Here is a 26,553-nt window from a genome sequence, read left to right as displayed (position 1 = left end):
GAACGAGCCGCTCACTCACATCCGGAGCGCCGCCAGCCTGACGAATACATGCGCGCCCGGGACGCCGGAACCGAACCACTTTCACCAGCCGCCTCCGTCTCATCCCCCATGACACACGAGATAGCCGTCATCCCTGGCGATGGCATCGGACAGGAGGTCACACCCGCCGCGGTCGAGGTACTGGAGGCAATCGACGCCGTCGACTTCGACTTCGTCGAGGGTGAGGCCGGCGACGCGGTGAAGGCGGAAACCGGCGAGGCGCTGCCCAAAGAGACGCGGAAGCTTGCAGCCGACGCCGACGCGACCCTGTTCGGCGCGGCCGGCGAAACGGCGGCCGACGTCATTCTGCCCCTCCGGCAGGTCGTCGGCTCCTTCGCCAACGTCCGCCCGGCCCGCTCGTATCCTGGACTCGACGCCGTCCAGCCCGACACTGACATCGTGTTCATCCGGGAGAACACCGAGGGCGTCTACAAGGGCATCGAGAGCGAGATAGCCGACGGCGTCACGACCTGTACGCGGGTCATCACCGAAGACGCCTCCGAGAAGATCGCCGAGTACGGGTTCAGCTACGCGAAGCGAAACGGCTACGACGACGTGACGATCGCCCACAAGGCCAACGTCATGCGAACCACTGACGGGCTGTTCCTCGATGCGGCGTCGGCTGTCGGTGAGGACCGGGACGCCTCCTACGACACGGCGCTGATGGACGCGCTCGCGATGCATCTGGTCATGAACCCGCAGGACTACGGCGTCGTCATCTGTCCGAACCTCGCCGGCGACATGCTGTCGGACCTCGCCGCGGGCCTCGTCGGTGGCCTCGGCCTGCTGCCCTCGGCCAACATCGGCGAGGAGAACGCGCTGTTCGAGCCGGTCCACGGTTCAGCGCCGGACATCGCCGGCGAGGGCGTCGCCAACCCCTCGGCGATGATTCTCTCCGCCGCGATGTTGCTCGACCACCTCGGGTATGACGACCAGGGCGATGCAGTCCGGTCGGCTGTCGAGTCCGTGCTCGACTCGGGTCCCCGAACGCCGGACCTGGGCGGCGACGCATCCACTGAGGACGTGACCGCCGCGGTCATCGACGAGCTGTAGACGCTTTTCTCCCGTTCTATCTGGTCAGAAACAAGCATATCCCAATAGAAAGTGGTAAAACCGAAGCGAAACAATCACGAACGAGAGAATGCTCCCGGCCGAGCGAAAGCGCACAATCGTCCAGTTGGTGACAGAGCGAGACGGCTGTTCAGTGTCGGAACTGGCCGCGGAACTGGAGTTTTCGAAGGCGACGATCCGCCGTGATCTCCGGGATCTGGAGTCGGAAGGCCGGATCGAGCGGTCCCACGGCGGCGCGGTGCCGGCGTCCTCCGTCGGGACCGAACGCCCGTACGGCCAGCGCGAGGTCGAACACTACGCCGAGAAGCAGGCGATTGCGGAGCGGGCCGCACAGGAAGTCCGGGAGGGACAGGTGGTCTGCTTCGACGCGGGCTCGACCACGATGGAGGTTGCGCGTGCGATCCCGGACACCGACTACGTCGCGGCGACGAACATGCCGGACCTGGCCACTGAACTGGCCGAACGGGATGTCGACGCCAAACTCACCGGTGGCAGCCTCCGGTCACGGACCCGTGCACTCGTCGGCCCGACTGCCGAGCGGGCCGTCGAACGGATGAACTTCGACCTGCTGTTTCTGGGAACGAACGCGCTCGACAGCGCCGCCGGACTGTCGACGCCAAACGAGGACGAGGCGGCCGTCAAGGAACTGATGGTCGAACGCGCCCGCAGGGTCGTGCTGGTCGCCGACGCGTCGAAGTTCGGCGACCGGAGCTTCGTCAGTTTCGCCGACCTGGACCAGGTCGATTTGCTCGTCACCGACGCCAGCCCGTCGGGGGCGCTCGCCACGGCTCTCGCGGACGCCGACGTGGCCGTCGAGGAGGTCAGCACATGATTGTCACCGTCACCTACAACCCCGCAGTCGACCAGACAGTCCAGTTCGAGGAACAGATGGCCCCCGACCGGGTCATGCGGGCCGACAGCGCGCAGTTCGACGCGGGCGGGAAGGGCATCAACGCCGCGCAACTGCTCACCGCCATGGACAGACCGTGCGTCGCCACGGGACTGCTGGGCGGATTCACCGGCTCGTTCATCCGGGAGACGCTACAGGGGGACGGCGTCGAGACGGCCTTCGTCGGCGTGGACGGGACGACCCGCCTCAACACCACCGCTATCGCCGCTTCGGAGGAGTACAAACTGAACCAGGCCGGACCGACCGTCGACGAGTCGGTCGTCGACTCGCTGCTCGAACGGGTGCGCGCCCAGGCCCCCGACCGCGTGCTCGTCGGTGGGAGCCTGCCGCCGGGGCTGTCCCCCGACGCCATCGACCGCATCGCGGCCGGCGGCGACTGGGAGACCATCGTCGACACCGGCGGCGATGTCCTCCGGGAACTCGACGCCCAGTACGGCCTCTGTAAGCCGAACCGCGCCGAACTCGGCGACGCGACCAGGGCCGACGTCTCCACGGTCGAGGGGTGTGCGGACGCGGCGGAGAAGTTCCGGGAGCGGGGCTTCGACCGCGTGCTGGCCTCTCTCGGCGCGGACGGCGCGGTCCTCGTCGGCGAGGCGGGCCGGCTCTACGCCGAGGCGTTGGACATCGACGTCGTCGACACCGTCGGCGCCGGCGACGCGCTCCTCTCGGGGGTCCTGAGCGCCTGGGAGGCCGGCGCTGACGACGAGACGGCGCTCCGGACCGGCGTCGCCGTCTCCGCGCAGGTCGTCCAGCGGGCCGGCACGGCCGTCCCCGACCTGGACGACATCGACTCGCTCCGGGACGGCGTGACGGTGCGGCGGCTGTAGCGACTAGGGACTAGTTCTCGCGGGAGTGGAAAATCAGCGACGACTCGGGCCATTCAGAACTTTTCGAGGTAGGCGTCGACGAACGCGCGCACGTCGGCCAGCGACGGCTGGTCCGCGGTCCGGACGAAGTAGCCGGCGACGGCGTTGCCGACGACGACGGCGGCGGCGGGCGGGAGGCCGGCGATGCGGGCGAGACCGAGCCCGGCGTTGAAGTGGTCGCCGGAGCTGGTCGTCAGTTCCGGGTCCGAGACGGCGGGGACAGCCACGCTGTCGGTGCCGTCCGCGGTGACGACGACCGACCGCTCGACGCCGTGGCCGACGAACCAGGTCGGTTCCAGCGCCTCGAACACCGCCTCGGCGTCGTCAGCGAACGAGCGCTCGGCCTCGTCGGCGTAGGCGTCCGCGAGGACTCCCGTTTCGGCGCGGTTCGAGGTGACCACCACGTCTGTTACCCCGTCTAGTCGGCCGATGGCCTCCCGACCAGCGCGCAGGCGGTCGGCGTCGAGCTTTCGCACGTCGCCGGGGTCGACCAGCACCGTCTCTGGCGGGTTGTCGATGTCGCCCCACAGGTCACGGAGCCCGTCGAAGACCGTCGGCAGGTCCGGCGTCTCGGACCAGTAGCCAGTCCCTAACAGGCTCGCACCGTCGAGCGCCTCCGCAAGTCGGTCGTGCCCGAAGGCTGCGTCGAGTTCGGCCCAGTCCAGCGACATCGTGTCGCCGATTTCCGTGAGCATGAGCTTCCCGTCGTCGAACTCGACGGCGTCGGTGACTCCGGGCTCGCCCAGCGAGTGGAGTTCGTAGTCGCCGAACTCCGATTCGAAGGCGTCGTGGACCGGGTCGCCGTACATCCCGACCATCACCGGATCGAACGACCAGCCGCCGAAGGCCCGCGCGAGGTGGCTGGTGTGGCCGCCGGTCCGGCTCCCCTGCTGGAGCCACTCGAAGGAGAGCGAGCTGTCGGCGGCCACGGAGCGGTCGATGCGGTCGCCGAACCCCTCCAGCGTGGCGAGGCGCTCGTGGCTGTCGGGGTCGATGCGGTCCGCGACGACCTCCCGGACGCGGTCGAGGTAGCCGTCGAAGCCGAAGACGACCCGGCCGCCGTCGATAGCGTCGGGAAGCGCGTCGCTGGGTGGCAACGCCTCGTCCGCCGCGGCGACGGCTCGGCGCGTCTCCTCGTCCATGGCCTACAGGACGTCGTCCGTTGTCGCGCCCTCGAAGACGACGCCTTCGAGCTTGTCGAGGATGTCGTAGGGGTCATCGCGCTGCCAGACGTTGCGGCCGACGGCGAGGCCGGCGACGCCGACGTCCATGCAGTCCTCGACGAGTTCGAGGAAGTCGCGGTCGGAAGTCTTCGACCCGCCGGAGAGCAGGACGCGGTTGTCGGCCGCCGAGCGGACGGCGTGGGCCATCGCCTCCTTGTCCCGGGGGTACTTGACCTTCGTGAAGTCCGCACCCAGTTCGAGACCGATGCGGGCCGCGTAGGCGATGGTCGAGGGACTGCGGTGCTCCTTGATGGCCTGTCCGCGCGGGTACGACCACATCGCAATCGGGAGGTCGTGGTCGCGGGCGTTCTCCTGCACCGGGCGGAAGTCCTCGAACATGTCGGTCTCGCGGTTGACGCCCGGATAGATGGTGTAGCCGACGGCGTCGGCACCGAGTTCGGCGGCGTACTCGACCGACCAGTTCTGGGGCGAGTACGGGTCGCCCATCCAGAGGTCCGAGCCGCCGTTGAGCTTCGCCAGCAGGTTCACGTCGTCCTCGTAGCTCGGGTAGTACGTCTCGGCGAGTCCCTTGCCGACGGCCAGCGCCGTCACGGCGTCGTGGGTCGCCATCTCGAACACTTCGCGGGGGTCGAGGCGCTCCTCGACGCCGCTGAACTGCTTGGGACCGTGTTCCAGCCCGTGGTCGTGGGCCAGCACGAGCGTCTTGTCGTTCCGTACGAGCGGTGAGTCACCCAGTGGTCGCATGTGTCGTGTTTCTACCGAGAACGACCATTAACCGTTTTCGGTTCTGATTTGTTACTACTGTTCGCGTTCGTTTTTGAGCGAGGGCGGGAATTAAGTGTGTTCCAGTGAAAGGTTCGGGTATGCCATCCGTGGAACTGGACGCCGAAACAGTAGAGCGACTCGACGACCTCCGCGTCGAGGACGAATCGTACGACGACATCGTGACGGAACTCATCAACATCTACGAGGCCGAGGAGCTGACACTGTTCCACAGCGGCGACGAGTACTAACCCTGAGCCTGCTCACAGACGGACTTCCAGCGCCCGTTTGATTCCAGTTTCTCCTGGAGTTGTTCCGCATACGCCTGAGCGAGGCGTGCCGCTTCTTCCTCCTGTTGTTTGCTACCGCCACCGGATCCACCGAGTCCAAGCGCGTCCTTGACTCCCGAGAGGAGGCCGCCCCCGGAGCCACCGCTGTCCCCGCCCGGTCCGCCCATCGGACTCTGGTTAGCGACCCGTTCCATCTCCGGCATGACGCTGGAGAGCTTCGACGTATCGGCGACGATCCGAGCGGCGTCGGGGTCGCCCGGGTTCTCGATTTCGAACTCGACGGCAGTCATCACCAGCCCCCACTGCTGGCTGGAGAACGACGACGCTTTGACCTGTTCGTTGAACCGTTGGTCGACCGCCATCCGTTCGCCGGCGATGCGGTCGGTCCAGTCTGAGTTACTCATAGACTGGTGTTTGCGGGCCGGCGGTATGAGCGTTTCCCGCTTCGAGCGTGGTCCCTTCCGTGAGAAGGTGACACTGACCCGACTCTCGGGTTCCCAGTCGACGACACCGTGAACCATCCTCGGATTCAGAGCGGTTCCAATACGTTAAGTCGGTTCCCAGTCAACTCCTGTTCCAATGAGTACAGAGTTTGGAACCGGGCAAGCTACGGGGGATGCCGGTGATGCCGTGGCGATGGACGCCACACGCGAGGCGATGGCCGCCATTTCGGCCGATGAGCCGGATTTCTGCCAGGTTTTCTGCTCGCCTGCGTACGACTACGAGGCAGTGCTGTGGGGCGCTCGGAGCGTTATCGGCTCGGAGGCGGAAATCGTGGGCTGTTCGTCCTCCGGTGAGTTCACCGAAGCCGGTGCTGGAGACGGCACCGTCACGGTCGGCGTCGTCTCGTCGGACTCATTACAGTTCTTTTCCAGTATCTCGACGAAGTTGAGCGCCGATCCCGAACGCTGTCTGTTCGAGGCCGTCCACGACCTCCCCTCAGACACAGACCCCGCCGTCGACGGGTATCCACACCGGACAGTCATCAACCTCCACGACGGCATGGCCGGAATCGGCAACAAAGTCACGAAGCTAACCGAGCAGTATCTCGACGGCGAGGACACGACCGTTGTCGGTGGCTCCGCGGGTGACGACCTCCAGTTACAGCAGACCCACGTCTTCCGGAACGGCCGCGTCGAGACGGACGCCGTCGTGCTCGTGCTCATCGCCTCCGAGGAGCCGCTCCCGGTGACGGTCAACCACGGCCACGAGCCGATCTCCGAGGCGATGACAGTGACTCGCGCCGACGGCAGCACTGTGTACGAACTCGACGGCAGACCGGCCTTCGAGGCCTGGCGGGACGCGATACGGGAGGACGCCATGGAGACCTACGGCATCGACGTGGACGAACTGGAAGCGGGGTCGGACGACCTCGTAATGTTGCTCGGCCGCTACGAACTCGGTATCGAATCGGAACCCGAAACAGAGTCTGGCGGCCTCACCTCCCGTATCAAGAGCTTCATTGAGCGCAAACTCATCTCGACGAAAGGATACAACATCCGGTGGCCGGGCCAGACCACCGACACGCAGGGGCCGCTGGATTTCGCCGTCACCGTCTCCGAGGGGACGGAACTGCGGGTGACCCACAGCAACAAGCCCGATCAGGTGTCCGCGGTCCGAACTGCTGCCGAGAACGCCACAAGTGAACTCGACGGCGGCGCTGCCGGTGGGTTCGTCTACGACTGTGCCTGCCGCGCGATGATTCTCGGCGACGACTTCGACGAGGCGGTCGACGCGATTCAGGACACAGTTGACGCGCCCTTCGCCGGCTTCGAGACCTACGGCGAGGTCTGTTCCGCCGACGATGACTACACCGGCTACCACAACACGGCGTCGGTCATTCTGCTGTTCCCGGAGTGACCGCTATTAGCCCGTGGGCCGCGAAAAGCGAGTGAGACTGCCGCGCTACTGCGTCTAGACGCCGGACTCGATGGTGATCTCGGCGTGAAGTTCGTCTTGCAGCGCCGAATGGACGTGACAGATGTCCTCGGCGAGTTCCACGATGTCCTGCTCCTCGTCGGCAAGTGATTCCTCGACCTCGACGTGGAAATCGATGTACTCCAGGTCGTCGTCCTCATCGAGCCCTGCGGCGACCTCGACGTCGACGGTGCCGATGTCCTCGTGCCCGTACTTGTCTGCGGCGACGCGCAGCGCCGGGATGTAACATGAGGCGTAGTCGGCGGCCAGCACTTCGTTCGGCGACGGTCCGTTCTCGCTCAGCGCGTCGACGATGAGCTCCCATTCGCCGTTGATGATGCTCTCTACTGTGTATCCTTCCTCGCAAGTGCTTTCGACTTCGATATCTGCCATAGCAGTGTTGTGGTCACAGCCCTCCCTCTAAACGTTTCCTGCGTGGCACTTCAGCTCATGAATGCCGAACACGGGTATCAGCGTGACGCAGAGATACCGCGGACAGAACGGCTGGCTGGCCACTGCCGAAAGATAATACACCTCCAGTCCCTACGAGCGAGCAATGGAACACCTCGCCCCGTCGAACGTGCCGGTGTACGCCACGCGGGAACACCAGCGCGAGATCTGGGAGCGCTGTCTGGACCGGGGGCACCCAGTCCTCGCTGTTCGGGACGCGACCCGGGGATTCATCGTCCGGTACGATCTTCAACACTTGTCCTATGAGCTCTCGGACGCCACCGTTCAGTCGCTTCGGGACCGGGTCCGGTCCCGCCGACCGTACCCGACGACGACGGACCCGATTTCCGAGACTGAGGGCGTCGGCGGCGAGGCCGGTCCGGTGTCCGGCGAACTCCACGCGGGCACCGAACGGGCTGCCAGAGAACTGGCCTCGCACATCTCGGAGTTCGTGCTGGACCGGTCGAACTGGCGATAGTACCGAAACAACGCGGATGGGGATTTTTCCCACAGCCGTGCCTTGAGTTCGTATGGCAGTCGCCCGACACGAAACCGGTCCGTTCGCGGCCGTGAGTGCCCTCGCTTCGCAGGTCCATCCGGTGTTTATGCTGCCGCCGCTCGCGACCTCGCTGTTCGGTGGGTTGCTCTCCGGCGGGTTCTGGCCGCCGGTGGCCGCGCTCCACGCGGGTGCGATGTTTTTCGCCGTCTACACGGCTCACGTCAAGGACGGTTACGTCGATTTCCACGTCCGCGGCGAGGACGACGACCACCCGCTCACTGGTTCGGGCTGTCGCATGGCGCTGATCGGTGCCGGGGTCGGCTTCGCGATCTGTACGGCGGCCATCTGGCTACTGGTCGGTCCCGGCGCGGCGCTGCTGACGATTCCGACCTGGGTCATCGGCTACACCCACGCGCCGCAACTGGATATGAATCCCGTCGGCGCGACGATGGGCTATCCGACGGGTATCGCGCTGGCGCTACTGGGCGGCTACTACGCCCAGGTGACGACGCTGACGCCCCGCGCGGTCGGTCTCGCGGCCGTGTTCCTCCTGTTGCTGACCGGCATCAAGATCATCGACGACGAGCAGGACTACGACTACGACCGGTCGATACAGAAACGGACTGTCGCCGTCGTACTGGGCCACCAACGTGCCCGGCGGCTTGCGCTCGGCCTGTTCGGCGCGGGCCTTCTCGGAATCGTCGGGCTATCGGTGGCCTTGCCCGGCATCCCGCCGAGCGCCGCGGCGGCTGCGCTCGTCTTCGGGACGGTTGCGGCCATCGCTCAGCGAGGCGACCCCGAAACCGCGACGATGCTGCTGATTCGCGGATCGTATCTCCTGTTAGCCGTCCTCGTTACCGCCGTCTGGTTCCGACCGCTAGCGTGAGGCTGTGGTGTTCTGCCAGTCGCTTGTTCGCTGGCTGTCCGATATTGCTCCCGCTCGAACCACCCCTTGTCGGTCAGCCTGAAATGTGTGTGAGGACGTGGGTCGCTGAGACGACCAGCGAGATCGTCACCATCGAGACAGCCATGACACCGGCGATGACCGGAGAGAGGTCCCCAGTGAGGACACCGACTGCGAGCAGTACAGCGGCAATGATAGTACAGACCAGCAGTGCCAGATGGACGAACAGCCACGGTCCGACACGGCGGAGTGAATCGAGCAGCGTCTCGACTCCCGACGACTGTGTCGGCCGGACTCGCTGGCCGGGCTTGTAGTACTCCGCGGCAGTCCCGTAGCCCGTGCGTCCCCCGCGGGTCTGGGTGGGCCGCCGTGTCGCTTCCGCTGTCGCCTCGCCCGCGGTACCTGTGTCAGCCCGTTGGTCGACGTACTGCTGTGCGATGTCACTGACACCGCCTGTGGCTGTCCCTCCGTCCGCGCCGACGTATCTGTTGACGTATGCGGCGTGGCCGAGCCGGTCATATCGCTCTCGCTCGGCCTCGTCTGTGAGCACGTCTTTCGCCCGCGTGAGTCGCTTGAACCGTTCTCCCGCGGCGGGGTCGTCACTCACGTCCGGGTGATGCGCTTTCGTCTGTTCCCGGTAGGCGCGGACTATCGTCTCTTCGGTGGCATCTGGGTCCACCCCCAGAATACCGTAGAACGTCGCTTCCATACACACCCCTGTGTATTTATCCAGTCGAACTAGGTGTATAATAAAGTATTCACTCCCTCACGCCGCGATATCGCTCGGCTGTCACCGAGTCGCCGGACTGAAACTTCGTGGTCGCCACCGTCTCTGTATGGACGAAGACACCGAAGACTGGGAGACACAGTTGCAAGCGAATCGGGACGAGAAAGACCGGTTCTTCGCGGAGCACCGCCAATCCCCGATTCCGCCGGAAGACCGCGACGACTTCGACGGACTCAGCTACTTCGACCCGGACCCCGAGTACCGGGTCGAAGCGACTGTTACTGTCCACGAGTCGCCGGAGTCGGTCGACCTGGAGACGAGCGACGACCGAACGGTGCGCTACCTCCACGTCGCGACGCTGTCGTTCGACCTCGACGGCGAGTCCCGCGAACTGCACGCGTTCCGGCAGGCTGCGGACGAGTCCCGGACGCTCTTTGTTCCGTTCCGGGACAAGACCACCGGCCAGCAGAGCTACGACGGCGGTCGATACATGGAACTGGAACCCGACCGCGACCTGGCCGACGGCGACGAGATCACGCTGGATTTCAACCTCGCGTACTCGCCGTTCTGTGCCTACAGCGACACCTTCTCCTGTCCGCTCCCGCCGGAGTCGAACTGGCTCGATACCGCAGTGACCGCCGGGGAACGGATCGACTGAGATGCAGTCGTCGGCAGTCACGGTACCAAACGAATTGTTTACACATCGCCACGACCAAAGCGGTGTATGGCTACGGCGACCCGCGACCGTCCGGTCCTGCAGGCCTTCCAGTACGGGTTCACGCTTTTCTCGGCGCTTCTGTTGGGTGTGATAGGGCTCGGGTTTGGCTCGATACTGCTGCTCATCGTTGCTGGTGCCCTGTCTTTCGGTGCAGGAATCCAGATAACGACAGTACAGACGCTCGTGCTGGGGCTGATAACGGTCCAGGGAATCGGCTGCCCGCTCATCGCATTCACGTACATCAAACTCAGGCCGGTAATCAGAGCGAAACTCCGTGACCTGTTCTCCTATACGCCAGACACCGGTGCGTTCACTATCGGCATTTCTGTGCCGAGCCTCCGGGAAGTCGGTATCGTCGTGCTGGGGTACGCCAGCGCAATGGGTGGGCTCGTGGTAGTGGCCGTCATCATCACGATGCTCGTCTCGATGTTCGGGATCGAACCGGCGGCGAACCAGGCGGCGGAGATCGGGATGGAGAACCCCGAGGTCCTCCTCCTGCTGATCCCCGCCTCGTTCCTCCTCATCGGTCCGGGCGAGGAACTGCTGTTCCGCGGTGTCGTTCAGGGCCGCATCCGGGACTACTTCGGTCCGATCGCGGGCGTCGCCATCGCGAGCGTCATCTTCGCCGGCATCCACTACCCCGCCCTTAGCGGGGGGTCGGTCACCGGAAAGCTCGTCTCGGTGAGCGCCCTCCTCATCCCGGCCCTCATCCTCGGTGCAACCTACGAGTACACGGACAACATCGTCGTCCCGTCACTCATCCACGGCGCGTACAACGCGACGCTGTTTACCGGCCTGTACGTCAGCGTGAAATACAGCAGCGAGCTTTCGTCCGCTGCGGGCGCTCTCAGTATCGGCGGGTTCTGAACGCTGCGGATAAAACCGTAACATCCGTCGAGAGTGGCAGAGTCCGGTTCGAGAAGGATACAAGCCGCATCTCAAGTCGTCAGTAGATCAGCCTGCTGAATAGAGAGACTCTGTACCCGAATCGCTTTATCCGAATGTACTATTTGACGGTCGTCACGGTGAAGAGAGAAGCATCCGACAGGACGGCTCGGACGCGGCCGTGCCAGACTTCTGCGAACCGCTCGCGGTCTTTCTCGCTGGCCGTCCCGTCGATGAGCTGCTGGAGATTACCCAGAGCTGGCCCGCCATCCGGAACGTCGCCGACGTGGTAGGTCACCTCGGCGGTTTCGTCAGTGTCGTCCCGGCGGAACCGGAACGCCGGGTCAGCACTGTCGGGGTCGAACGCATCGAACGTCAGCATGTTCTGTCGATTACCGTAACCGCCGGCGAGGCCACCAAAGCCGTCTTCCTGCGATGCAACCCTGTGAGCACTGTCGAACCCAAAAATACGAGACGTACGTGCTGTTGACAGTCCTTAGACGGGCGTTCGTCCGAGCACATCAAGACGGAGAGCCCGCATGACCCACGAAGATAGACCAAGACGTATGATGGTAAATTGAGAGGGCAGGGCGTGCTGTATTCGCGCGCTGCATCCAGCACGGACATCCAACCTGACAGATATCGACGCTCCCGGCACCCCCCATGCCAGGCTCGCCACCATCGACTGCTTCCCGATACATACGGCGAGAAAGCGGCTTACTGCTGGATAACCCATCTCAATGAGAACATGGGTTTGCTGTGGGCGATATTATTTTGGGATGGTTCTAATAGCATATTCAAATGTGCGCTTGGAACACTATCTGGCCAGTATCTACTAGTAGGCTCGGTGAAAGTGAAATCGGCACATAGTGAGGTGGCTCTATTGGACATCCACAGCAAATGAGACGAGCGGACTACAGAGGTTGTTTTAAGCAAGCAGTCGCTATTCTGTTTACATCCTTGGTTCTGAAACACCCGTTCGGTAGGTGTCGGTAGCGAACACTTGATGACTATCGTGAAGGAGAGCAGTAGACTGATTTAACCGCCTTGCACGCCGTCCAAACTGAGAGATTGACCAGCGGTATCGGGCACAAGCTTACTCGGCACGACCCGCGTGAGAATCACCATGCCCGACAGTTCGACGATTGTTTGGGTTACGACGACCGCTGGAGCGAGCGAGTAGCCCGATGGCAGCGCGAGTGCCAGGGGAAGGACCACAAGCGAATTCCGTGTCACCGATGTGAACACCAGCGAGCGGCTTTCTCCAACGTCCATTCCGAGGATTCCAGCCGCGAGCCGTCCAAGGAGCGGCATGATGATCAGAAATGCCACGTATATCGGGACGACAGACGCGACCTGCCCGATTGAATCCTGTACCCGAGGGAGCTGCGAGGCGATGATAACGAACAGCGTTACGCCCATCATCGGCACCGGGAGCCACCCCATCGCATCTTGCCACATTTCGCCGCGGGTAGAACGCTCTGCGAAGTATTCCGTCGCCCACGCGAGTGAGAGGGGGATTGCAATGATCACGACGAACGCCTCGATGAATGGGCCGGCCCCGATGAATTCGGCGACCTGCTGACCCATGAACAGCCAGAGATACAGCGGTAGCAATACGAGTTGAATCAGCATTAGCGCGGGTGTCGCGGCGGTAATCTGTTCGGAGTCGCCCCCACCGAGTTCTGTGAATGTGATAACGTAGTCTATACACGGCGTCAACAACACCATGAACGCTCCGACGAGGAGCGCTGGTTCCTGCGGCAGGAACCGCGTGAGACCGAACACGACAACCGGGACGACGACGAAGTTCATCCCGAGAGCCGCCCCCATGAACCGCCCGTTCCGGAACGCTCTGCGTATGCGAACGAACGGGATCTCTAAGAACGTTACATACAATAAGACTGCAAGAACAGGGTTGATCAGCGGTTCCAAGACCGAACTCGCACCTGGGACGCCGAGCCCGAGACCGATAGCGAACAAGACGGCGACGGCGTACAACGCAACCTGATTGTGCTGAATCCACCGTTTCGAGAGCCCACGCATAGCTGTACTACTGCACCCCGGCGTCTAAATTAGGAGAAACAAGCAGTCGTAGAGGTATCCAACCTCGCGTGGCGGTGAGCAGATACATTTCTGATTATAGTTTATATGAGAGGTCTGCGTCTGAAAAGCAAGCGGATTTTTGTTATCGAAACCAATCTGCGGCACTTACCTAATACGTCTGTGGTTGCGTTGAACATTCAGCTGTTGGTCTATACTGCGTACTTTGTCTGCCTGAAAATGACTCCGTGCGAGATACGCACTCTATATTCAGCAGGGTCATCGAAAGCTGGAACATGTCAGTACTCCCGGCAGATCCCACTCAACGCTCGTCACCATCGACTGTTCCCGAAACTCGGTAGGAAGCGCGGCTACTACGAAAGGGCCGACCTCAACGGTAGCTATTGTCTGAAATACATACTATTCATATACATTTCTAATCTTAGCACTGCGTCCACGATTCGTGTGGCAATCGTGGGGAACGAAATCCGTACTGTCATTCATACGTCACACGAGTAGACTGCGACTGATTTTCCCCCTCCCAGAGCAAGGTGTAGCTGATCGTCACCTCTTCGTTCTCACCACTCATATCTTCGGGCGGGATTTGGGAACTTCTGCCCGTAACTCGCCATGACTCGGTTTCTCCCGGTGGAATCCGCTGTGTCACGAGTGTGACTGTGCGATCGGTTGTCCACCCATCACGATCAATAGCCCCCCAGAATTGCCCGGGTTCAGCTCCTTCATTTCGGGCGGATATCTCAAATTCGGGGCGCGCCGTGGAGGAGATGGTCTCCGGGACAGTCCATGCTTCGAGGCTGAAATCTGGGAGTGGGTTAGCAAGTCGATCTTGAACCGACTCGTCCGGTTTCCACTTCCCACCCGGCCAGGAGAGGGCCGCCTCACTCGCGTCGCCCCGTTCTGGCAACTCAAACACGAGCCACCCATCACGATCATCGTCGCTTCTATATCGCTCATCACCGACCGAATCAGGAAACTCTCCGACCGAATCTTCGCCTCGATGAAGTGGTGGATAATCCCACTCTGTCTTCGGTGAATATGCCTCACCATCGAAGCGGAAAATGATGTCTTCTACTGCTGGTCTGAGACCCGAAGTTACTGAAACGTTCAAAAAGAGATATTGAGAGCCAGGGTTTGAACTTAGCTCATAGGCGTCTTCGAAGAGTTCTACGACACCCGATTGAAGCCCACTAAACTCAATATCCAGATCATATTCTGGTGAAGTAGTCGGAACAGCGGTCGTCTGTTGTTGATCGTTTACGGCGGTGCAACCTGCTACCCCGGTGAGACAAAGTCCAGATAGCGCAAGAAATCGGCGACGATCCATAGCACAGAGTCTCAATAGAGCGATAAGTGCTTAGTGGTCTCTTTCTACTTCACTCTCATCATCCCCCTCTCCGGCTACCCTGTTTTGGCTCTGTATTGACCGATCCGAACAGCGGATATTTCGAGATGTCTCAGTGCAAGATATGCGCGCTGTATTCAGCAGCGTTCGATCAAACTACCGGAATGCTGTCAAGAATCGCCTGCTGAATATAGAGCGTGTATTCAATACGGCCAGTGAGCCTCCGCCGAACACTGTCAGCGATAGTCTGTGGATATGTGACGTTCCATGCGGCACTGTGGACATATTCAACACGAGCCATCGGTGAACGGCCCACCTATGACAACGAGTAGGGCAGCTAGCTATCTCTACCGAAATGAAAGAACGCAGTCGAGACGGCGAGGCAACTGAACAGAACCTTGGCCAGCAGCGTCCCTATCGTGAACGTATATCCGAGAGACGTCCCTACGACGTACACGACTGGGCCGACGACGATTGCTGCGAGGAATCCGGCGAGCAGCGAGAGCAAGACCGTGTTCAGGTTGCGGAGGGCGAACGGCATCGTGGGTTCAACCATACGCGCCGTGTAATCAAAACCGTATAAAATAATTGTCGATCCACCAGAACAAATCCGCTCGCTGTATCGAGGCTCCGTCCTCGGATCGTTCGGGGCGGGATCTCACGGCTGTCTCTCCGGTCCGTGCCTGACCGACTCGCGCGCTGTATTCAGCAGCGTTCGATCAAACTACCGGAATGCTGTCAAGAGTCGCCTGCTGAATATAGAGCGTCAATGCAGCACGAGACTCGTGTGTATTTTGGGTTTCGTTGCGTACTTAGTTCCTAGATGAGCGGGCAACGCCAAATGAAGAATTTATTTGCTAGTTCACAGGAACGCATCCGTATGAGCACAGAGGCAGAGTCCGAGGACGAGGGCGCAATTGATCCAACATATCTCGCTGTCGGGATGGCTGTCGGGCCAGCATTCGGGGTGGCTCTGGGTTTTGCGCTGGACTCGCTCGCATTGGGGGTGTCTATCGGGCTGGGTCTCGGGATAGCGATAGGACTGGCACTCGGTGCGAGTACAAAGTGCGAAACATGATACGTTCTGCCTACACTGAGCACTGCGACTGAACTCATTCACGGTTGAGCAGATACTGCATACGCACGCTATATCTCGCACGTCCGATTCAACGTCTCTAGAGGCTGTCAGAATCAGCGTGCAAGACTCAGAGTGTACATTCATCACCCTTTTCGATGGTTATCGGAAAATTACAGAGAGTTGGAAGAAAGTTTGGACTAACTCTGGGGAAATCTCGAAAAATCGTCTTATTACCCCTCTGTGTGGTGAATTCTGGAGGCCGAGAACGCCTTCAAACCACAATGACCGAACGCAAAAAACCGACACGACGACAAGTTCTTCGAACAGGAGCAGCCATCGGCGTTGCAGGTCTTGGGCTGTCTATAGCCGGATCAACGGCGGCGAACCCGGGGAAGGGAGATGAAAACGGTGGGGGGAAAGAGTTTGGACGCGTCTACGCGAACGACGACCTCTGGCGGACTAACGTTGTGAAAGTCCTGGACGATCGTCCCGATCCCGAAGACAAAATCTACTTCTTGCATGATGGGAGCGGGCCAATTGTGGCTAACGACGATGCGAGTGAAGACCAACTCTCACCGTTCGTCTCCGAGTCAGCACCCGGTGACCGAGACTGGAACGGTGGTCAATGGACACACTTTTCGGCAGAAGTGACCGATATTGAAGCGTTCAACCACGACGCACCGCTGCGGAACGACGGCGATATCTTAGATAAAGACTACATTGATGTCAGTCTCGGTCGCCCTGGCTTCGGCCCACCCAACTACTTCATCTGCCCGCTGAACGGTCGGGCATAGCGACACTCCGCGTAGTAGCTATCTCTGACTACGCGCCCTCTATGCAGCACCGACGTTTTGAATTACTCATGATCTTTCAGTACTAGTGTGACCGATATAGAGGGTGTAGTCAGAATACCATTCTTTTTCATTTCTTCCTATTTGTCGAGTAAAACACTTAGAATGAGCACGTATCGGCGTCTAGACATCAATTAGTTTCACCGAGTTTTTAATCCGTCGTTAAAATATGTCAACTGTGTTCGGCCCTCCATCCGGCCGTGCGTTAGTGCGCCGATATTACCTCTACAGAGCCACATTGTCGGTGGGGTTCATCACACCCATTTTCACCTTGTTTCTCCTACGATCCTTGACATTCACTCAGGTAGGGGCACTATCGGCTCTGTACTCCGTACTGTCGGTCGTCGGAGAGGTGCCAACAGGCTACATCGGTGACAGGCTGGGGCGACGCGCGAGTCTCCTCCTCAGTGTGCTGTTCACTGTCGGGTCGCTGGCGGGCTTCATTCTCGCCGAGGGATTCCTTTGGTACATGTTTCTCTATGCACTGTGGGCATTGGCGCTAACGTTCCGTTCAGGGAGCATGGACGCGTGGTTGTATGACACCCTTGAGGAACGCCTCGAAACCGATCAATTCAGTCATGTTCGGGGTCGAGGAGATGCAGTGCAGAGCTGGATCGCAGCAGCATCGATGGTCACGGGCGGCTTGCTATACGGACTAGAACCTACGTACCCCTTTATCGCCGCAGTCCTGTTCAATAGTCTAGGCTTCCTTACTCTGCTCTCACTGCCGAAGAACCGCCAGTACGCTGAACGCGATGACACTGGACCCGACCGGCTTGGCCCGTTAGAAGCGCTTCTTGTCGTCCGTGACAAGCTGGCTCGGCCACCGCTACGGTCACTGGTACTATACCTCGGGTTGTTTTATGCCGTCCTTGGTGTCGCTCATACCTATGTCCAACCGATGTCGATCGAGACAATAGGCCCCTACGCCACTGGGCTTGGCGTCTCGATTCCCGTAGGTGGGGCGACTGCGGCGGCGCGCTCGGGCGAAGTGGGCGCTGGCTTGGCGCTCGGTCTTGGCGTGATGTACGCCGCCCTCACCGTAGTAGCGTCGTCGGGCGGCTACTATGCTGGTACAATTGAGGACCGCATCGGCGTTCGTAAGGCCCTATTGATTGTGCCGATCGTAATGGCCGTCGCATTTCTGATGCCGCTGTGGGTTGCACTGTTGGCGCTCCCGACGTTCGCGGCAATGCGAACCGCGAAACCACTGGTACAGCCTATTGCCAACGGGTATATTAACGACCACGTCGAGGAGGTCGGGCGGGCAACGCTGCTCTCTGTGGTGTCGATGTTCTACATGATGCTCCGGGCACCACTTGCGCTCGGTGCCGGGATGATGGCCGACTCGACCACAGCGACCATGGCAATCGCGGCGCTTGGCGGCCTGTTTCTTGCAGCCGGCGGAACGATATGGCTGTTCGGCGAGGTAGCACCCGAGACGGAGACTACCGTGAGGGAAGGATCAAGCTCTCCAACTTCATGAGCCAGGGAGGAGTCAGTCTAAAGCCGTTTACTGTGAATCTAAAAGATGGATTGCGACATATACTCAAGCCTACCCACGGATGGATTAAAAAATATAGTTCGAAAAAGTGGCAGCATATATGAATTGTTTCCGGAATCTTCCACACAATCTTGTGCAGCCATGTCTTATTTATTATTTTGGTCAAATAATGTCGGAATTCGAGAAATCTTTTGAACTTGGAGGCGGTACCCATGTCATGGTTGAATCAACGGGGACCAACGAAATGGATCGGCTGCCGGTGTGGTCTGCCCAGGAGGAGTGGTGCGCAGTTACAACCGGAATGAATGTCATCGGGTACAAGTGGCATCCTGTTATCATTGACCGGCTTTTGAAACATGAGACGCTTCGGTTCAATGAACTCTCCCGGGAAATCGGCGGTGCTATCACAAACAAAGTTCTCTCCTCGAGCCTTGAAGATCTCGAAGAAAAGGACCTGATCGAACGAAGCGTTGTGAACGAGAAGCCCGTCGAAGTCGAGTATTCACTCACACCACGCGGAGAGTCGCTCGAGCCCGTCATCGAGTCACTGGAAACGTGGGCGCAGAAAAATTTCCAGCCAGCAGCGTCCCAGACGGAATCAATTGTCGACCACGACTAAGATCGGCATTGATCGCTCGAGTACACGGTCAGTTATAAATCCATCTTCAATCGCCCATCTGGTGCACTTCCAAACTCACTCGTACTTTCCCGAAACTGGTGCTCTTGCACGGAGATGTCTATACCCACGGGGTTTCGGGATTGACGACTCGATAAGAGGAGTTACCTCTGAGGACAGCAGTGACAGCCTCTGCGACTCCTTTGGAAAGGTCCTCTTGGCTCTCTTCTGAGTACCAAGCTGCATGCGGTGTGACGATGACATCGTCACGGTAGAGTAATGGATTGTCGACGGCCGGTGGCTCCAATTCCAAGACATCGAGTCCTACCCGGGCAATTTGACCAGTTTCAAGCGCCTCTCTGAGAGCAGCCTCATCAATGACAGAACCACGAGAGGTGTTGATAAGAATACATTCCTCGGAGAGACGTTTGAATTCGGCAGTCGAAAACATGTGTCGCGTCTTCTCGTAGAGCGGAACATGGATCGAGAGATATTCGACCCGCTCAATCAACTCATCGAACGAGACTTTTTTGACGTCATAATCACGCATTGTCGCCGCATCGACGTAGGGATCGGTCGCGATCACGTCGACGCCGAAGGACTGAAGTTTAGTGGCAAGTCGACGTGCGATACCACCGAATCCGGCGAGTCCGAGTGTTCCATCTGAAAGCCGATTGAGTGGTTGACCTGTCCTCCAGTCCCACGTTCCAGTCTTCACTGCGCGATCGTACTGGGGGACGTTTCGGACACACGCCAAGAGCAATGCAAGAGCGTGATTCGAGACTTCATCAAGCGAGTAGTCCGGAACGTTCACAACGGTGACATCGTGGTCTATCGCCGCCTCTACGTCGATATTGTCAACGCCGATACCGGCTCGTCCGACGACTCGGAGTGTCTTGCTTCCCTCTATGACGCGTTTCGTGACGGGTGTGGCAGCGTCAACAACGATGCCATGTGCTCCACGGACGGCCTGTGCAACGGCTTCTTCTGTCTTCTCATCGAGTGTTTCGACGGTAGCTCCGCCTGCTTCTAGAATATCGACTTGATCGGTCCTGTTGACGGTCTTATTATCACAGAGAACAATTGTATATTCCATGAGTCTGAGCAGAGAAACGCGTTACAGTTCCATCTGAGTTGGTCTGAGGAGGATCTCGTTGACGTCAACATGTGCCGGCTGGCTGACTGCGTATCTGATCGACCGGGCAACGTCATCTGGATCAAGCGTCTCCATCCACTCCGGCGGAAGTCCCTCTGAGAGTTCAGTCTCGACAAACCCAGGCTCGATATCCGTCACGCGGATATACTCCGTCTCCTCGCCAGTGAACTCCTCTCGGAGTGCGTCAGAGAAGCCATTGACAGCATACTTTGAAGCGCTATAGCCGCTGGCGCCAGGGAATGACTTCCGTCCAGCGAGTGACGAAATATTGACTATGTGACCGGATTCTTGCCGCTGCATGATCGGCAGAACTGCTTGGGTGACCTCCATCAATCCGATGACATTCACGTCGACCATCCGCTGAAATTCGTTCATGTTGGCCTCCTGAACCTGATCGAGTACCATCATCCCAGCACTGTTAATGAGGATGTCCAGACGACCGAAGCTATCTTCTATCTTATCAACCGTCTCTTGTACATCATTCCTGTCGGTAACATCGGTGGGAACAACGAGTGCATCGCCACCCTCGGAGTCGATTCGGTCCGCGAGTTTTTTGAGTTCGTCTTCTCGCCTGGCGGCCAGTGCGACGCGCACTCCCGCATGAGCAAGTCTCTCGGCCGTTGATTTCCCAATGCCAGATGAAGCACCGGTAATGAGCGCAACCTTCTGTTCCATATTCTCGGCTTCTGAATCAGTGAGTGCAGTCATTGTGCTTGTTCCAGTATACTCTATGTCGGGAGGGGTGGTAAATTGAAAAGATTCCAATAAGAAATCAGGTTTCTTCAAAGAAACTGCCTTGTTAGCTCTCTCACAACACAGTGTTTCAATCAGTTTCCGTGAAAGAACACCAGCGAGTCAGTCTGATAGCCAATCAGAATTGCTGAATATGCGCCTTGTATCTTGCACGGTCATCGAAAGCTGACAGATGTCAGTAATCCCGGCAGACCTCATTCCTGGATCGTTATCATCGGCATTTTCCGATACTCGGCAAGGGAGAGTGGCTACTACGGGTGAATCCTATTCAACGGTAGTCTCTGACTGAAGTGATTTATGTTATTCTTAGACTATTCTAATAGCATACTCGAAATGTACGCCCGGAACACTAACGTCCGGCATCATCCTCGGCGGTGTGCCATGTTAGCCGGCAAACCCTCGTGCCGGGCGGGTCGTCGAAGGACGACCACATGCGCGAGCGGCGTCAGCCGCGAGCGCGGGTGATTACGACGTAATCACCGAACGCCCAGACGGTGCAACCGTCTGGCGGGTCGCCGGTGATGGCGACCGAATGCGGTGTGAACCGCGGTCATGTCGCGTGCCCGGGTTCTCCGGGTCGTCATCGTCCCGGTGACGGGTCTCAGCCGGGGATTGAAGGCACGCATCCGTAGTTCGCCGGTGGCACACCTAAGGCTGACGCTCAGACTGCGTAGTCGTCCTCTCGCAGTTGGACGTACTTGCCGTTGCGATAGGAGAACTTCCCCCACTTGTAAGAGAACACCATCTTGAGGCCGTTGAGCCCGCCACGGAGCGCTGCGTCGGCCTTGATTCCGCGGGCGTCCATCAGGTCGTTGGCGGTGGTGAAGGCCCGGTCCCAGTCGCTGGGCCGCCAGTCTCGAACCATGTCGGCGAAGGTGACGTTCCGGAGGATCTCGTCGCCGATGGCGTCGTGCCAGGCGTCGTTGTACCGTTCGAGGCGGTCGTTCGCGGCGAGGCGACCGGCTATCTTTCCGGTGCGAACGGCGACGTGGTCGCCGCCCTCGTGGAACGCCGAGGTGGTCCCCATTGCCCCGCCGGCCACGGCGATGCCGGCACCCACCGGGGACTCTATCGGTCGGGTCGAGGAGATGGGGTACGTCTCCGTCCCTTTCGATTTCCCGCGGTCCTCGACGAGCGGGAAGTCGTCGAGGTCGTACGCCTGGAACTCCCGTTCGAGCAGTCGCTCGATATACTTCCGGCCCTGCGGGATGCTCTCGTCGCTCTCTCTGAGCAGGTCCCACTCGCTGCGGTCGTAGGCGTCGATGTCCAACCCGATGGGCATCGTTAGACCGATGCGGGCGACGGGGGCGTCGTTCGGGAAAATCCACGGATACGCCGTGTGGCCGGGCATGATGCCCCACCAGAACTCGATGAACTCCGGCGTGAACAGTTCCTCGGGCATCCGGCGGTGCTCCTGATAGGCGATGTGGTTCGCCTTGTTCGAGGGCATGATGTCGGCCATCGTCTGTCCGGCCGGGAGGAACTGATCGAGCGTGCCGCCGGTGATCGTCCGCTGTGGGCCGTCGGCGAGAATCACGTACTCGGCGGCGATGTCCTCGCCGTTGGCCAGTCGGACGGTGTGTCGCGGCGAACTCCCCAGGTCGGTCTCGACGCCGGTGACGCTGACGCCGACGCGGTAGTCTGCGCCCGCTTCCGTCGCCCGCTCGCGGAGCCAGTCGTCGAACCGCGCCCGGTGGAACGTGATGCCGAAGCCATCGGAACTGGAACTGATACCGGTCTCCGTGAGCGTCATCTCCGTCGAGGGGCCGTAGAACTTCGCCCCGTCGAGTTCACTCAGCACCACGTCCTCGGGGAACTCAGACCGGGGAATGCCCATGATGTCGAACCAGTAATCAAGCAGCCCGGCGGCGTCCGTCGAGTCCGGTCCCGTCCCCTCGCGGTCGGCCCTGGGGACCCCCTTTTCGAGGAGGACGGCGTCGGCCCCGTGGTCGGCTGCAGCCTCGGCCGCCGACGACCCGGCCGGGCCACCACCCACAATGGCGACGTCTACGTGTTCCATACCCGCTACGGTGTCCCGCGCCCGCTAAAACCTATTGTCTTGCATCGAATCCGCGGTCTGACGCCCCTCTGTGTCTGAACTGGAACGCACTGCGCGCTACGGTTCGGACGCTGCGTCGGCGAGTGACACGTCGTGTTGTTCCAGCCGTTCGACGGCCCGCTGGTACGCGTCGCTCTCCGCGAGTGCTGTCGCCCGGACAGTGTTGTCGACTGTCTCCAGTCGGTCGGCAAGTCCCAGGAGTTCCCGGCGTTTCGTCTCGTACTCGCGGCGGGAGTGAACTGTCGAGAGGACCGACAACAGTGTGTCCCGGTCGGCGGGCTTTCTGAGATACGAATCGACGGGAATATCCAGAATATCCACGTCCGGCTTGACACTGCTGATCATTACGACCGAAGGGCTAACCGACCGCTGTCGGAGTTTTGAGGCGATCGTTTCGCCGCTCAGCTTCGGCATCTGCCGATCCAGCAGTACCGCATCGATTGAGTCGTCGATTCGCTGTAACCCCCTACGGCCGTCACCGGCCTCTATAATGTCGTACTCTTCCGGAAGCCAAAGTTTGTAGAGCTGTCTGTAGTCCTTGTCGTCGTCAATTACCGCAACGCTAGTCGGTCTCCCCATACCTTCGAAATTCTACGCCGGTCATCCTACAAATATGCTAAGATATCGGCGTACTATTACTGCAAATTTTACTAATTCAGGATGGTAGTTCTCCTGGTCTCTAAATGTAGTGAAAACAATACTATTTCTGGCGCGCGATCAATGGACTGCCGGCACCGTTTTGAGCCCCCCGCGTGGAACAGACGGTATGGCTCCGCACGCCACAGGAGGGGTTCAATGGCCGACATAGTCGTGATGCGATACGACGTGCACGGCATGCCAGTCGACCAGTACGTGACAGCGCTCCGGGAGCGACTGCCGGAGTGGGACATCGCCGTCGCGGAGACGCCCGAGGCCGAGCGGGAGATGATTGCGGACGCGACAGTTCTGACCGGCAACGACGTCTCGCCGGAACTGGTCGATACTGCCGACTCGCTGAAGCTGTTTGCAGGGACATACGCTGGATACGACCACCTCCCGCTCTCGGAGTTGGCGGACCGCGACATCGCGCTCACGACGGCCTCCGGCGTCCACGGTCCGAACGTCGCTGAGAACGTCGTCGGGTCGTGGCTTGCCTTCGCTAGGGGCTTTTTCACCGCCCGCCGCCACCAGCGCGACCACGTCTGGCAGTCGTTCCACACCGACGATTTCGCCGGTAGCCGCGTCTGCGTCGTCGGGCTGGGAGAAATCGGCGAGGCCATCGTCGACCGCGTGCAGGGGTTCGGCGTGGAGACCGTCGGTGTCCGCTACTCGCCGGAAAAGGGCGGCCCGACCGACGAGGTGTACGGCTTCGGCGAGATTCACGAGGCGGTCACCGACACGGAGTATATCGGTCTCGCCTGCCCGCTCACAGACGAGACGCGCCACCTCATCGACGAGGAGGTGTTCCAGACCATGCATCCCGAAACAGTGCTCACCAACGTCGCCCGCGGCCCGGTCGTCGACACCGATGCGCTGGTCAGTGCGCTCCAGCGCAACCACATCGACGGCGCGGCGCTGGACGTGACCGACCCCGAACCGCTGCCCGGCGACCACCCGCTGTGGGACTTCGAGAACGTCCTCATCACGCCCCACAACGCCGGCCACACGCCGAGCTACTACGAGCGGCTGGCCGATATCGTCGCCGAGAACGTCCAGCGGGCAGAGCGAACCGGCGAGTGGGACGGGCTCAGGAACCAGATCGAACTGTAGTCACTGCCGGCTGGCGAGATATCCGGCGCGGGCTTCGTACACCAGATACGAGACAACGGTCACACCGAACACGCCGCCGAGTAGGTGCGCGACTGTAACGCTCCCGAGGCTAGTGCTCCCGACGGTACCCTGCAGCAGTTCGACTACGGCCACTACCGCCGCGAGCCCAATGTACCGCCAGCGGGCCGCGACCGGAAGCGTCTCGCTATCACCTGCCAGCGCGAGATACAGGTGTGTGCCAGCCAGAACGGCGAAGTACGTAGCTGCGACGAGCACGACCGAGGCGACAGGGCCGAGCGGAACCGCCCGGAACAGGAGCGCCCAGACGAGGACAACAGCGCTCACCACCCCGATCTGAAGCTTCGTATCACGTGGGACCATACGCCAGAAGTCGCGTCTGGTCGTGAAAAAATATCGGACTGACTAGCAGTTCTCGTGCGACTCGGAAGAACGGCACTCGGCGACCGTGACCGTTACAGATAGCCGCGCTTCTTGAGCAGTTCGCCGTTCAGCACGCTCGCGCCTGCGGCACCGCGCATCGTGTTGTGTGCGAGGCAGTTGAACTGGACGCCGTCGGTCGTCTCGCGGAACCCGCCGACTGCGACGCCCATGCCGTCCTCGACGTTGCGGTCCAGGCGTGGCTGTGGGCGGTCGGGTTCCTCGAACACCGTGATGAGTTTCTCCGGCGAGGACGGCAGGTCGATGCCGGTAACCGACTCCATCGCGGCCTCGGCGTCGGCCGTGGAGACGTCCTCTGCCGTGTCGGCCCAGACGTTCTCGAGGTGGCCGTCGAGCGTCGGGATGCGGTTACAGGAGGCGGCCACGTCCATCTCGTTGAGGTGGACCTCCGCGCCGTCGAACGAACCCAGAAGCTTGCGCGATTCGCTCTCCATCTTCTGCTCTTCGCCGCCGATGTGCGGGATGGCGTTGTCGATGATCTCCATCGACGTGACGCCGGAGTAGCCCGCGCCGGAGACGGCCTGCAGCGTCGAGACGCGCACGTCGGTCAGGTCGAACTCGCGGTCGAGGGCGGCCAGCGGCGGCACCATCGTGATCGTCGAGCAGTTCGGGTTCTTCAGGAGCGCGCCGTCCCAGCCGCGCTCGTCGCGCTGGACCTCGAGGAGGTCGACGTGGTCGGCGTTGACCTCGGGGATGATGAGCGGCACGTCCTCGTCCATCCGGCCGTTCGAGGAGTTCGAGGAGACAGTGTAGCCGGCCTCGCAGAACTCCGGCTCGACTTCCGCGCCGACGCTCGACGGGAGCGAGGAGAAGATGAGATCGACGTCGTCGGGCACCGAATCCGGGTCGGTGGCGCGGACTTCTAACCCGGCCACGTCATCGGGAATCGGGGAATTGACGCGCCACTTGGCGGCGTCTTTGTATGTCTCGCCAACGCTCGCGTCGCTGGCTGTCAGTGCTGCGATCTCGAACTCGGGGTGGGGGTCAAGCAGTTGGATCAGTCGCTGCCCGACTGCGCCAGTCGCACCGAGTACACCTACGCGTACAGTCATCGGTTGACACACGGCTGTGGGTGGTCAAAACAGTTTGGATACGGAGCGATACCGCTGCCTTCGTAGGATTACTCACCCTCGGTATCTTCGAACACCCACTCGATAACGCGGGCCTCAACGAGGTCCCGCTCCTCGACGTAGGGGTCGTCGCGGTTCGCCAGCGTCTCCTCGGCCTCGGCGCGCATTTCGGCTTCGATTTCCGTGTGGTCCGGCTCGTCCCGGATGTCGTTCAACAGCGCCTCGAAATCTTCACGGAGGTCGAAGGAGGCGCGGGCTACGTTGCACCGGGACAGCGGGCTCATCCCTGTCTCCAGCACGAGATCACGCACTGTCTCCCAGTCAGAGTCACAGAAGTAGATGGACACCTCGCCGACGATGTCCTGCCAGGCGATGGGGTCGGCGTGCTTGAGCAGCGGGACCGCCCGCGGTGGGAGGTCAAGACGGGTCGCAGTGTCCGGGTTCCCACACAGACAGCAGGCCTTCTCGGTTTTCCCCGTGTACATGCGCGGGTATTGGACTGACTGTATTTGGACCCATCGACGCTATGCTGCCCCGACAGGGGTAATATCTACCCCTGGCCGTCTGTTACAATCATAAAATAGTACAGCCCACCTCGACAGCCCGTCACACCGGACAGGAACGTTTTAA

The 26,553-nt window shown here is 60.7% G+C and carries 30 protein-coding genes and 1 pseudogene; 15 read left to right on the top strand and 16 right to left on the bottom strand.

Features of this window, described 5'->3' with window-relative positions:
* Positions 1-108 precede the first annotated feature (108 nt).
* The 3 genes from ACOZ4H_RS12795 (at position 109) to pfkB (ending at position 2,847) form a co-directional block, all read left to right on the top strand.
* A complete protein-coding gene (locus tag ACOZ4H_RS12795) occupies positions 109-1,092 on the top strand; it encodes an isocitrate/isopropylmalate dehydrogenase family protein (protein WP_424329639.1) in 984 nt (327 codons plus the stop codon).
* 88 nt (positions 1,093-1,180) lie between these two features.
* Positions 1,181-1,942, top strand: a complete 762-nt coding sequence (glpR, locus tag ACOZ4H_RS12790; RefSeq protein WP_424329638.1) for an HTH-type transcriptional regulator GlpR — start codon at positions 1,181-1,183, stop codon at positions 1,940-1,942.
* A complete protein-coding gene (gene pfkB / locus ACOZ4H_RS12785; protein WP_424329637.1) occupies positions 1,939-2,847 on the top strand; it encodes a 1-phosphofructokinase in 909 nt (302 codons plus the stop codon). The genes glpR and pfkB overlap by 4 nt, the downstream gene beginning before the upstream one ends.
* Before the next feature lie 53 nt (positions 2,848-2,900).
* On the opposite strand, the gene ACOZ4H_RS12780 is transcribed toward pfkB, so the two are convergent.
* Together ACOZ4H_RS12780 and ACOZ4H_RS12775 are read right to left on the bottom strand one after the other, a co-directional pair.
* A complete protein-coding gene (locus tag ACOZ4H_RS12780; protein WP_424329636.1) occupies positions 2,901-4,028 on the bottom strand; it encodes a hypothetical protein in 1,128 nt (375 codons plus the stop codon).
* A gap of 3 nt (positions 4,029-4,031) precedes the next feature.
* The gene (locus ACOZ4H_RS12775) at positions 4,032-4,814 is read right to left on the bottom strand and encodes a class I fructose-bisphosphate aldolase (RefSeq protein ID WP_424329635.1); all 783 of its coding nucleotides are present in this window, start codon (positions 4,812-4,814) and stop codon (positions 4,032-4,034) included.
* A gap of 119 nt (positions 4,815-4,933) precedes the next feature.
* Here ACOZ4H_RS12775 and ACOZ4H_RS12770 point away from each other — a divergent pair, with 119 nt between their 5' ends.
* On the top strand, positions 4,934-5,083 hold the full coding sequence (locus tag ACOZ4H_RS12770) for a DUF7557 family protein (protein WP_424329634.1): 150 nt from the start codon (positions 4,934-4,936) through the stop codon (positions 5,081-5,083).
* Here ACOZ4H_RS12770 and ACOZ4H_RS12765 read toward each other — a convergent pair.
* A complete protein-coding gene (locus tag ACOZ4H_RS12765) occupies positions 5,080-5,526 on the bottom strand; it encodes a DUF5799 family protein (protein WP_424329633.1) in 447 nt (148 codons plus the stop codon). The two genes, ACOZ4H_RS12770 and ACOZ4H_RS12765, sit on opposite strands and share 4 nt — an antisense overlap.
* Before the next feature lie 175 nt (positions 5,527-5,701).
* Here ACOZ4H_RS12765 and ACOZ4H_RS12760 point away from each other — a divergent pair, with 175 nt between their 5' ends.
* Positions 5,702-6,982 (top strand): FIST signal transduction protein, encoded by a 1,281-nt coding sequence (locus ACOZ4H_RS12760; protein WP_424329632.1) that lies wholly within the window; start codon positions 5,702-5,704, stop codon positions 6,980-6,982.
* A 54-nt stretch (positions 6,983-7,036) separates the two neighbouring features.
* Here the strand turns inward: ACOZ4H_RS12760 and ACOZ4H_RS12755 are convergent, their stop codons facing one another.
* Entirely contained in the window at positions 7,037-7,432 is a 396-nt protein-coding gene (locus ACOZ4H_RS12755; RefSeq protein WP_424329631.1) for an OsmC family protein, read from the bottom strand.
* Positions 7,433-7,595: 163 nt separating this feature from the next.
* Here ACOZ4H_RS12755 and ACOZ4H_RS12750 point away from each other — a divergent pair, with 163 nt between their 5' ends.
* Both ACOZ4H_RS12750 and ACOZ4H_RS12745 read left to right on the top strand, forming a co-directional pair.
* The gene (locus ACOZ4H_RS12750) at positions 7,596-7,967 is read left to right on the top strand and encodes a hypothetical protein (protein WP_424329630.1); all 372 of its coding nucleotides are present in this window, start codon (positions 7,596-7,598) and stop codon (positions 7,965-7,967) included.
* Positions 7,968-8,019: 52 nt separating this feature from the next.
* Positions 8,020-8,874, top strand: a complete 855-nt coding sequence (locus ACOZ4H_RS12745; RefSeq protein ID WP_424329629.1) for a UbiA family prenyltransferase — start codon at positions 8,020-8,022, stop codon at positions 8,872-8,874.
* 73 nt (positions 8,875-8,947) lie between these two features.
* Here the strand turns inward: ACOZ4H_RS12745 and ACOZ4H_RS12740 are convergent, their stop codons facing one another.
* Positions 8,948-9,601: a DnaJ domain-containing protein gene (locus ACOZ4H_RS12740; RefSeq protein ID WP_424329628.1), complete on the bottom strand. Its 654-nt coding sequence runs from the start codon at positions 9,599-9,601 to the stop codon at positions 8,948-8,950.
* Between the two features lie 127 nt (positions 9,602-9,728).
* Between ACOZ4H_RS12740 and ACOZ4H_RS12735 the strand changes: the two genes are divergently transcribed.
* Both ACOZ4H_RS12735 and ACOZ4H_RS12730 read left to right on the top strand, forming a co-directional pair.
* Positions 9,729-10,277, top strand: coding sequence for a DUF1684 domain-containing protein (locus tag ACOZ4H_RS12735; protein WP_424329627.1), 549 nt, complete (start codon positions 9,729-9,731; stop codon positions 10,275-10,277).
* A gap of 66 nt (positions 10,278-10,343) precedes the next feature.
* Positions 10,344-11,204 (top strand): lysostaphin resistance A-like protein, encoded by an 861-nt coding sequence (locus ACOZ4H_RS12730; protein ID WP_424329626.1) that lies wholly within the window; start codon positions 10,344-10,346, stop codon positions 11,202-11,204.
* A gap of 139 nt (positions 11,205-11,343) precedes the next feature.
* On the opposite strand, the gene ACOZ4H_RS12725 is transcribed toward ACOZ4H_RS12730, so the two are convergent.
* Positions 11,344-11,604, bottom strand: a complete 261-nt coding sequence (locus tag ACOZ4H_RS12725) for a hypothetical protein (RefSeq protein ID WP_424329625.1) — start codon at positions 11,602-11,604, stop codon at positions 11,344-11,346.
* Positions 11,605-11,657: 53 nt separating this feature from the next.
* On the opposite strand from ACOZ4H_RS12725, the pseudogene ACOZ4H_RS12720 reads away from it, so the two are divergent.
* Positions 11,658-11,765, top strand: a pseudogene (locus ACOZ4H_RS12720) (ArsR family transcriptional regulator); the annotation flags it as partial.
* Positions 11,766-12,260: 495 nt separating this feature from the next.
* Here ACOZ4H_RS12720 and ACOZ4H_RS12715 read toward each other — a convergent pair.
* The 3 genes from ACOZ4H_RS12715 to ACOZ4H_RS12705 all read right to left on the bottom strand — a co-directional run bounded on the left by ACOZ4H_RS12715 (position 12,261) and on the right by ACOZ4H_RS12705 (position 15,184).
* A complete protein-coding gene (locus tag ACOZ4H_RS12715; RefSeq protein WP_424329624.1) occupies positions 12,261-13,268 on the bottom strand; it encodes an arsenic resistance protein in 1,008 nt (335 codons plus the stop codon).
* Positions 13,269-13,761: 493 nt separating this feature from the next.
* Positions 13,762-14,610, bottom strand: coding sequence for a hypothetical protein (locus ACOZ4H_RS12710; RefSeq protein ID WP_424329623.1), 849 nt, complete (start codon positions 14,608-14,610; stop codon positions 13,762-13,764).
* Positions 14,611-14,965: 355 nt separating this feature from the next.
* The gene (locus ACOZ4H_RS12705; RefSeq protein ID WP_424329622.1) at positions 14,966-15,184 is read right to left on the bottom strand and encodes a hypothetical protein; all 219 of its coding nucleotides are present in this window, start codon (positions 15,182-15,184) and stop codon (positions 14,966-14,968) included.
* Between the two features lie 324 nt (positions 15,185-15,508).
* On the opposite strand from ACOZ4H_RS12705, the gene ACOZ4H_RS12700 reads away from it, so the two are divergent.
* The 4 genes from ACOZ4H_RS12700 (at position 15,509) to ACOZ4H_RS12685 (ending at position 18,680) form a co-directional block, all read left to right on the top strand.
* Complete coding sequence (locus ACOZ4H_RS12700; protein ID WP_424329621.1) at positions 15,509-15,706, top strand: hypothetical protein; 198 nt, start codon at positions 15,509-15,511, stop codon at positions 15,704-15,706.
* A gap of 281 nt (positions 15,707-15,987) precedes the next feature.
* Positions 15,988-16,500, top strand: coding sequence for a hypothetical protein (locus tag ACOZ4H_RS12695; RefSeq protein WP_424329620.1), 513 nt, complete (start codon positions 15,988-15,990; stop codon positions 16,498-16,500).
* A gap of 226 nt (positions 16,501-16,726) precedes the next feature.
* Complete coding sequence (locus ACOZ4H_RS12690; protein ID WP_424329619.1) at positions 16,727-18,043, top strand: MFS transporter; 1,317 nt, start codon at positions 16,727-16,729, stop codon at positions 18,041-18,043.
* A 235-nt stretch (positions 18,044-18,278) separates the two neighbouring features.
* A complete protein-coding gene (locus tag ACOZ4H_RS12685) occupies positions 18,279-18,680 on the top strand; it encodes a winged helix-turn-helix transcriptional regulator (protein WP_424329618.1) in 402 nt (133 codons plus the stop codon).
* 118 nt (positions 18,681-18,798) lie between these two features.
* Here the strand turns inward: ACOZ4H_RS12685 and ACOZ4H_RS12680 are convergent, their stop codons facing one another.
* The 4 genes from ACOZ4H_RS12680 to ACOZ4H_RS12665 all read right to left on the bottom strand — a co-directional run bounded on the left by ACOZ4H_RS12680 (position 18,799) and on the right by ACOZ4H_RS12665 (position 23,224).
* On the bottom strand, positions 18,799-19,773 hold the full coding sequence (locus ACOZ4H_RS12680; RefSeq protein ID WP_424329617.1) for a C-terminal binding protein: 975 nt from the start codon (positions 19,771-19,773) through the stop codon (positions 18,799-18,801).
* Positions 19,774-19,794: 21 nt separating this feature from the next.
* Positions 19,795-20,541, bottom strand: a complete 747-nt coding sequence (locus ACOZ4H_RS12675) for an SDR family oxidoreductase (protein WP_424329616.1) — start codon at positions 20,539-20,541, stop codon at positions 19,795-19,797.
* A 706-nt stretch (positions 20,542-21,247) separates the two neighbouring features.
* On the bottom strand, positions 21,248-22,606 hold the full coding sequence (locus ACOZ4H_RS12670; RefSeq protein ID WP_424329615.1) for an NAD(P)/FAD-dependent oxidoreductase: 1,359 nt from the start codon (positions 22,604-22,606) through the stop codon (positions 21,248-21,250).
* Between the two features lie 96 nt (positions 22,607-22,702).
* Positions 22,703-23,224: a response regulator transcription factor gene (locus ACOZ4H_RS12665; protein WP_424329614.1), complete on the bottom strand. Its 522-nt coding sequence runs from the start codon at positions 23,222-23,224 to the stop codon at positions 22,703-22,705.
* Between the two features lie 216 nt (positions 23,225-23,440).
* On the opposite strand from ACOZ4H_RS12665, the gene ACOZ4H_RS12660 reads away from it, so the two are divergent.
* Entirely contained in the window at positions 23,441-24,394 is a 954-nt protein-coding gene (locus tag ACOZ4H_RS12660) for a D-2-hydroxyacid dehydrogenase (protein WP_424329613.1), read from the top strand.
* Here ACOZ4H_RS12660 and ACOZ4H_RS12655 read toward each other — a convergent pair whose 3' ends face one another.
* The 3 genes from ACOZ4H_RS12655 to ACOZ4H_RS12645 form a co-directional block, all read right to left on the bottom strand.
* Positions 24,395-24,775 carry a hypothetical protein gene (locus ACOZ4H_RS12655; protein ID WP_191449687.1) on the bottom strand — a complete coding sequence of 127 codons (381 nt, stop codon included), beginning with the start codon at positions 24,773-24,775 and terminating at the stop codon, positions 24,395-24,397.
* Between the two features lie 92 nt (positions 24,776-24,867).
* Positions 24,868-25,905 (bottom strand): aspartate-semialdehyde dehydrogenase, encoded by a 1,038-nt coding sequence (gene asd / locus ACOZ4H_RS12650; RefSeq protein WP_424329612.1) that lies wholly within the window; start codon positions 25,903-25,905, stop codon positions 24,868-24,870.
* Between the two features lie 68 nt (positions 25,906-25,973).
* Positions 25,974-26,408 carry a hypothetical protein gene (locus ACOZ4H_RS12645; protein ID WP_424329611.1) on the bottom strand — a complete coding sequence of 145 codons (435 nt, stop codon included), beginning with the start codon at positions 26,406-26,408 and terminating at the stop codon, positions 25,974-25,976.
* Between the last annotated feature and the right edge of the window lie 145 nt (positions 26,409-26,553).

Source organism: Haloarcula amylolytica, from assembly GCF_049705545.1.
GTDB classification, from domain to species: Archaea; Halobacteriota; Halobacteria; order Halobacteriales; family Haloarculaceae; genus Haloarcula; species Haloarcula amylolytica_B.
The sequence above is the reverse complement of the archived record's forward strand: the minus strand, read 5'-3'. Positions and strand labels throughout refer to the sequence as shown.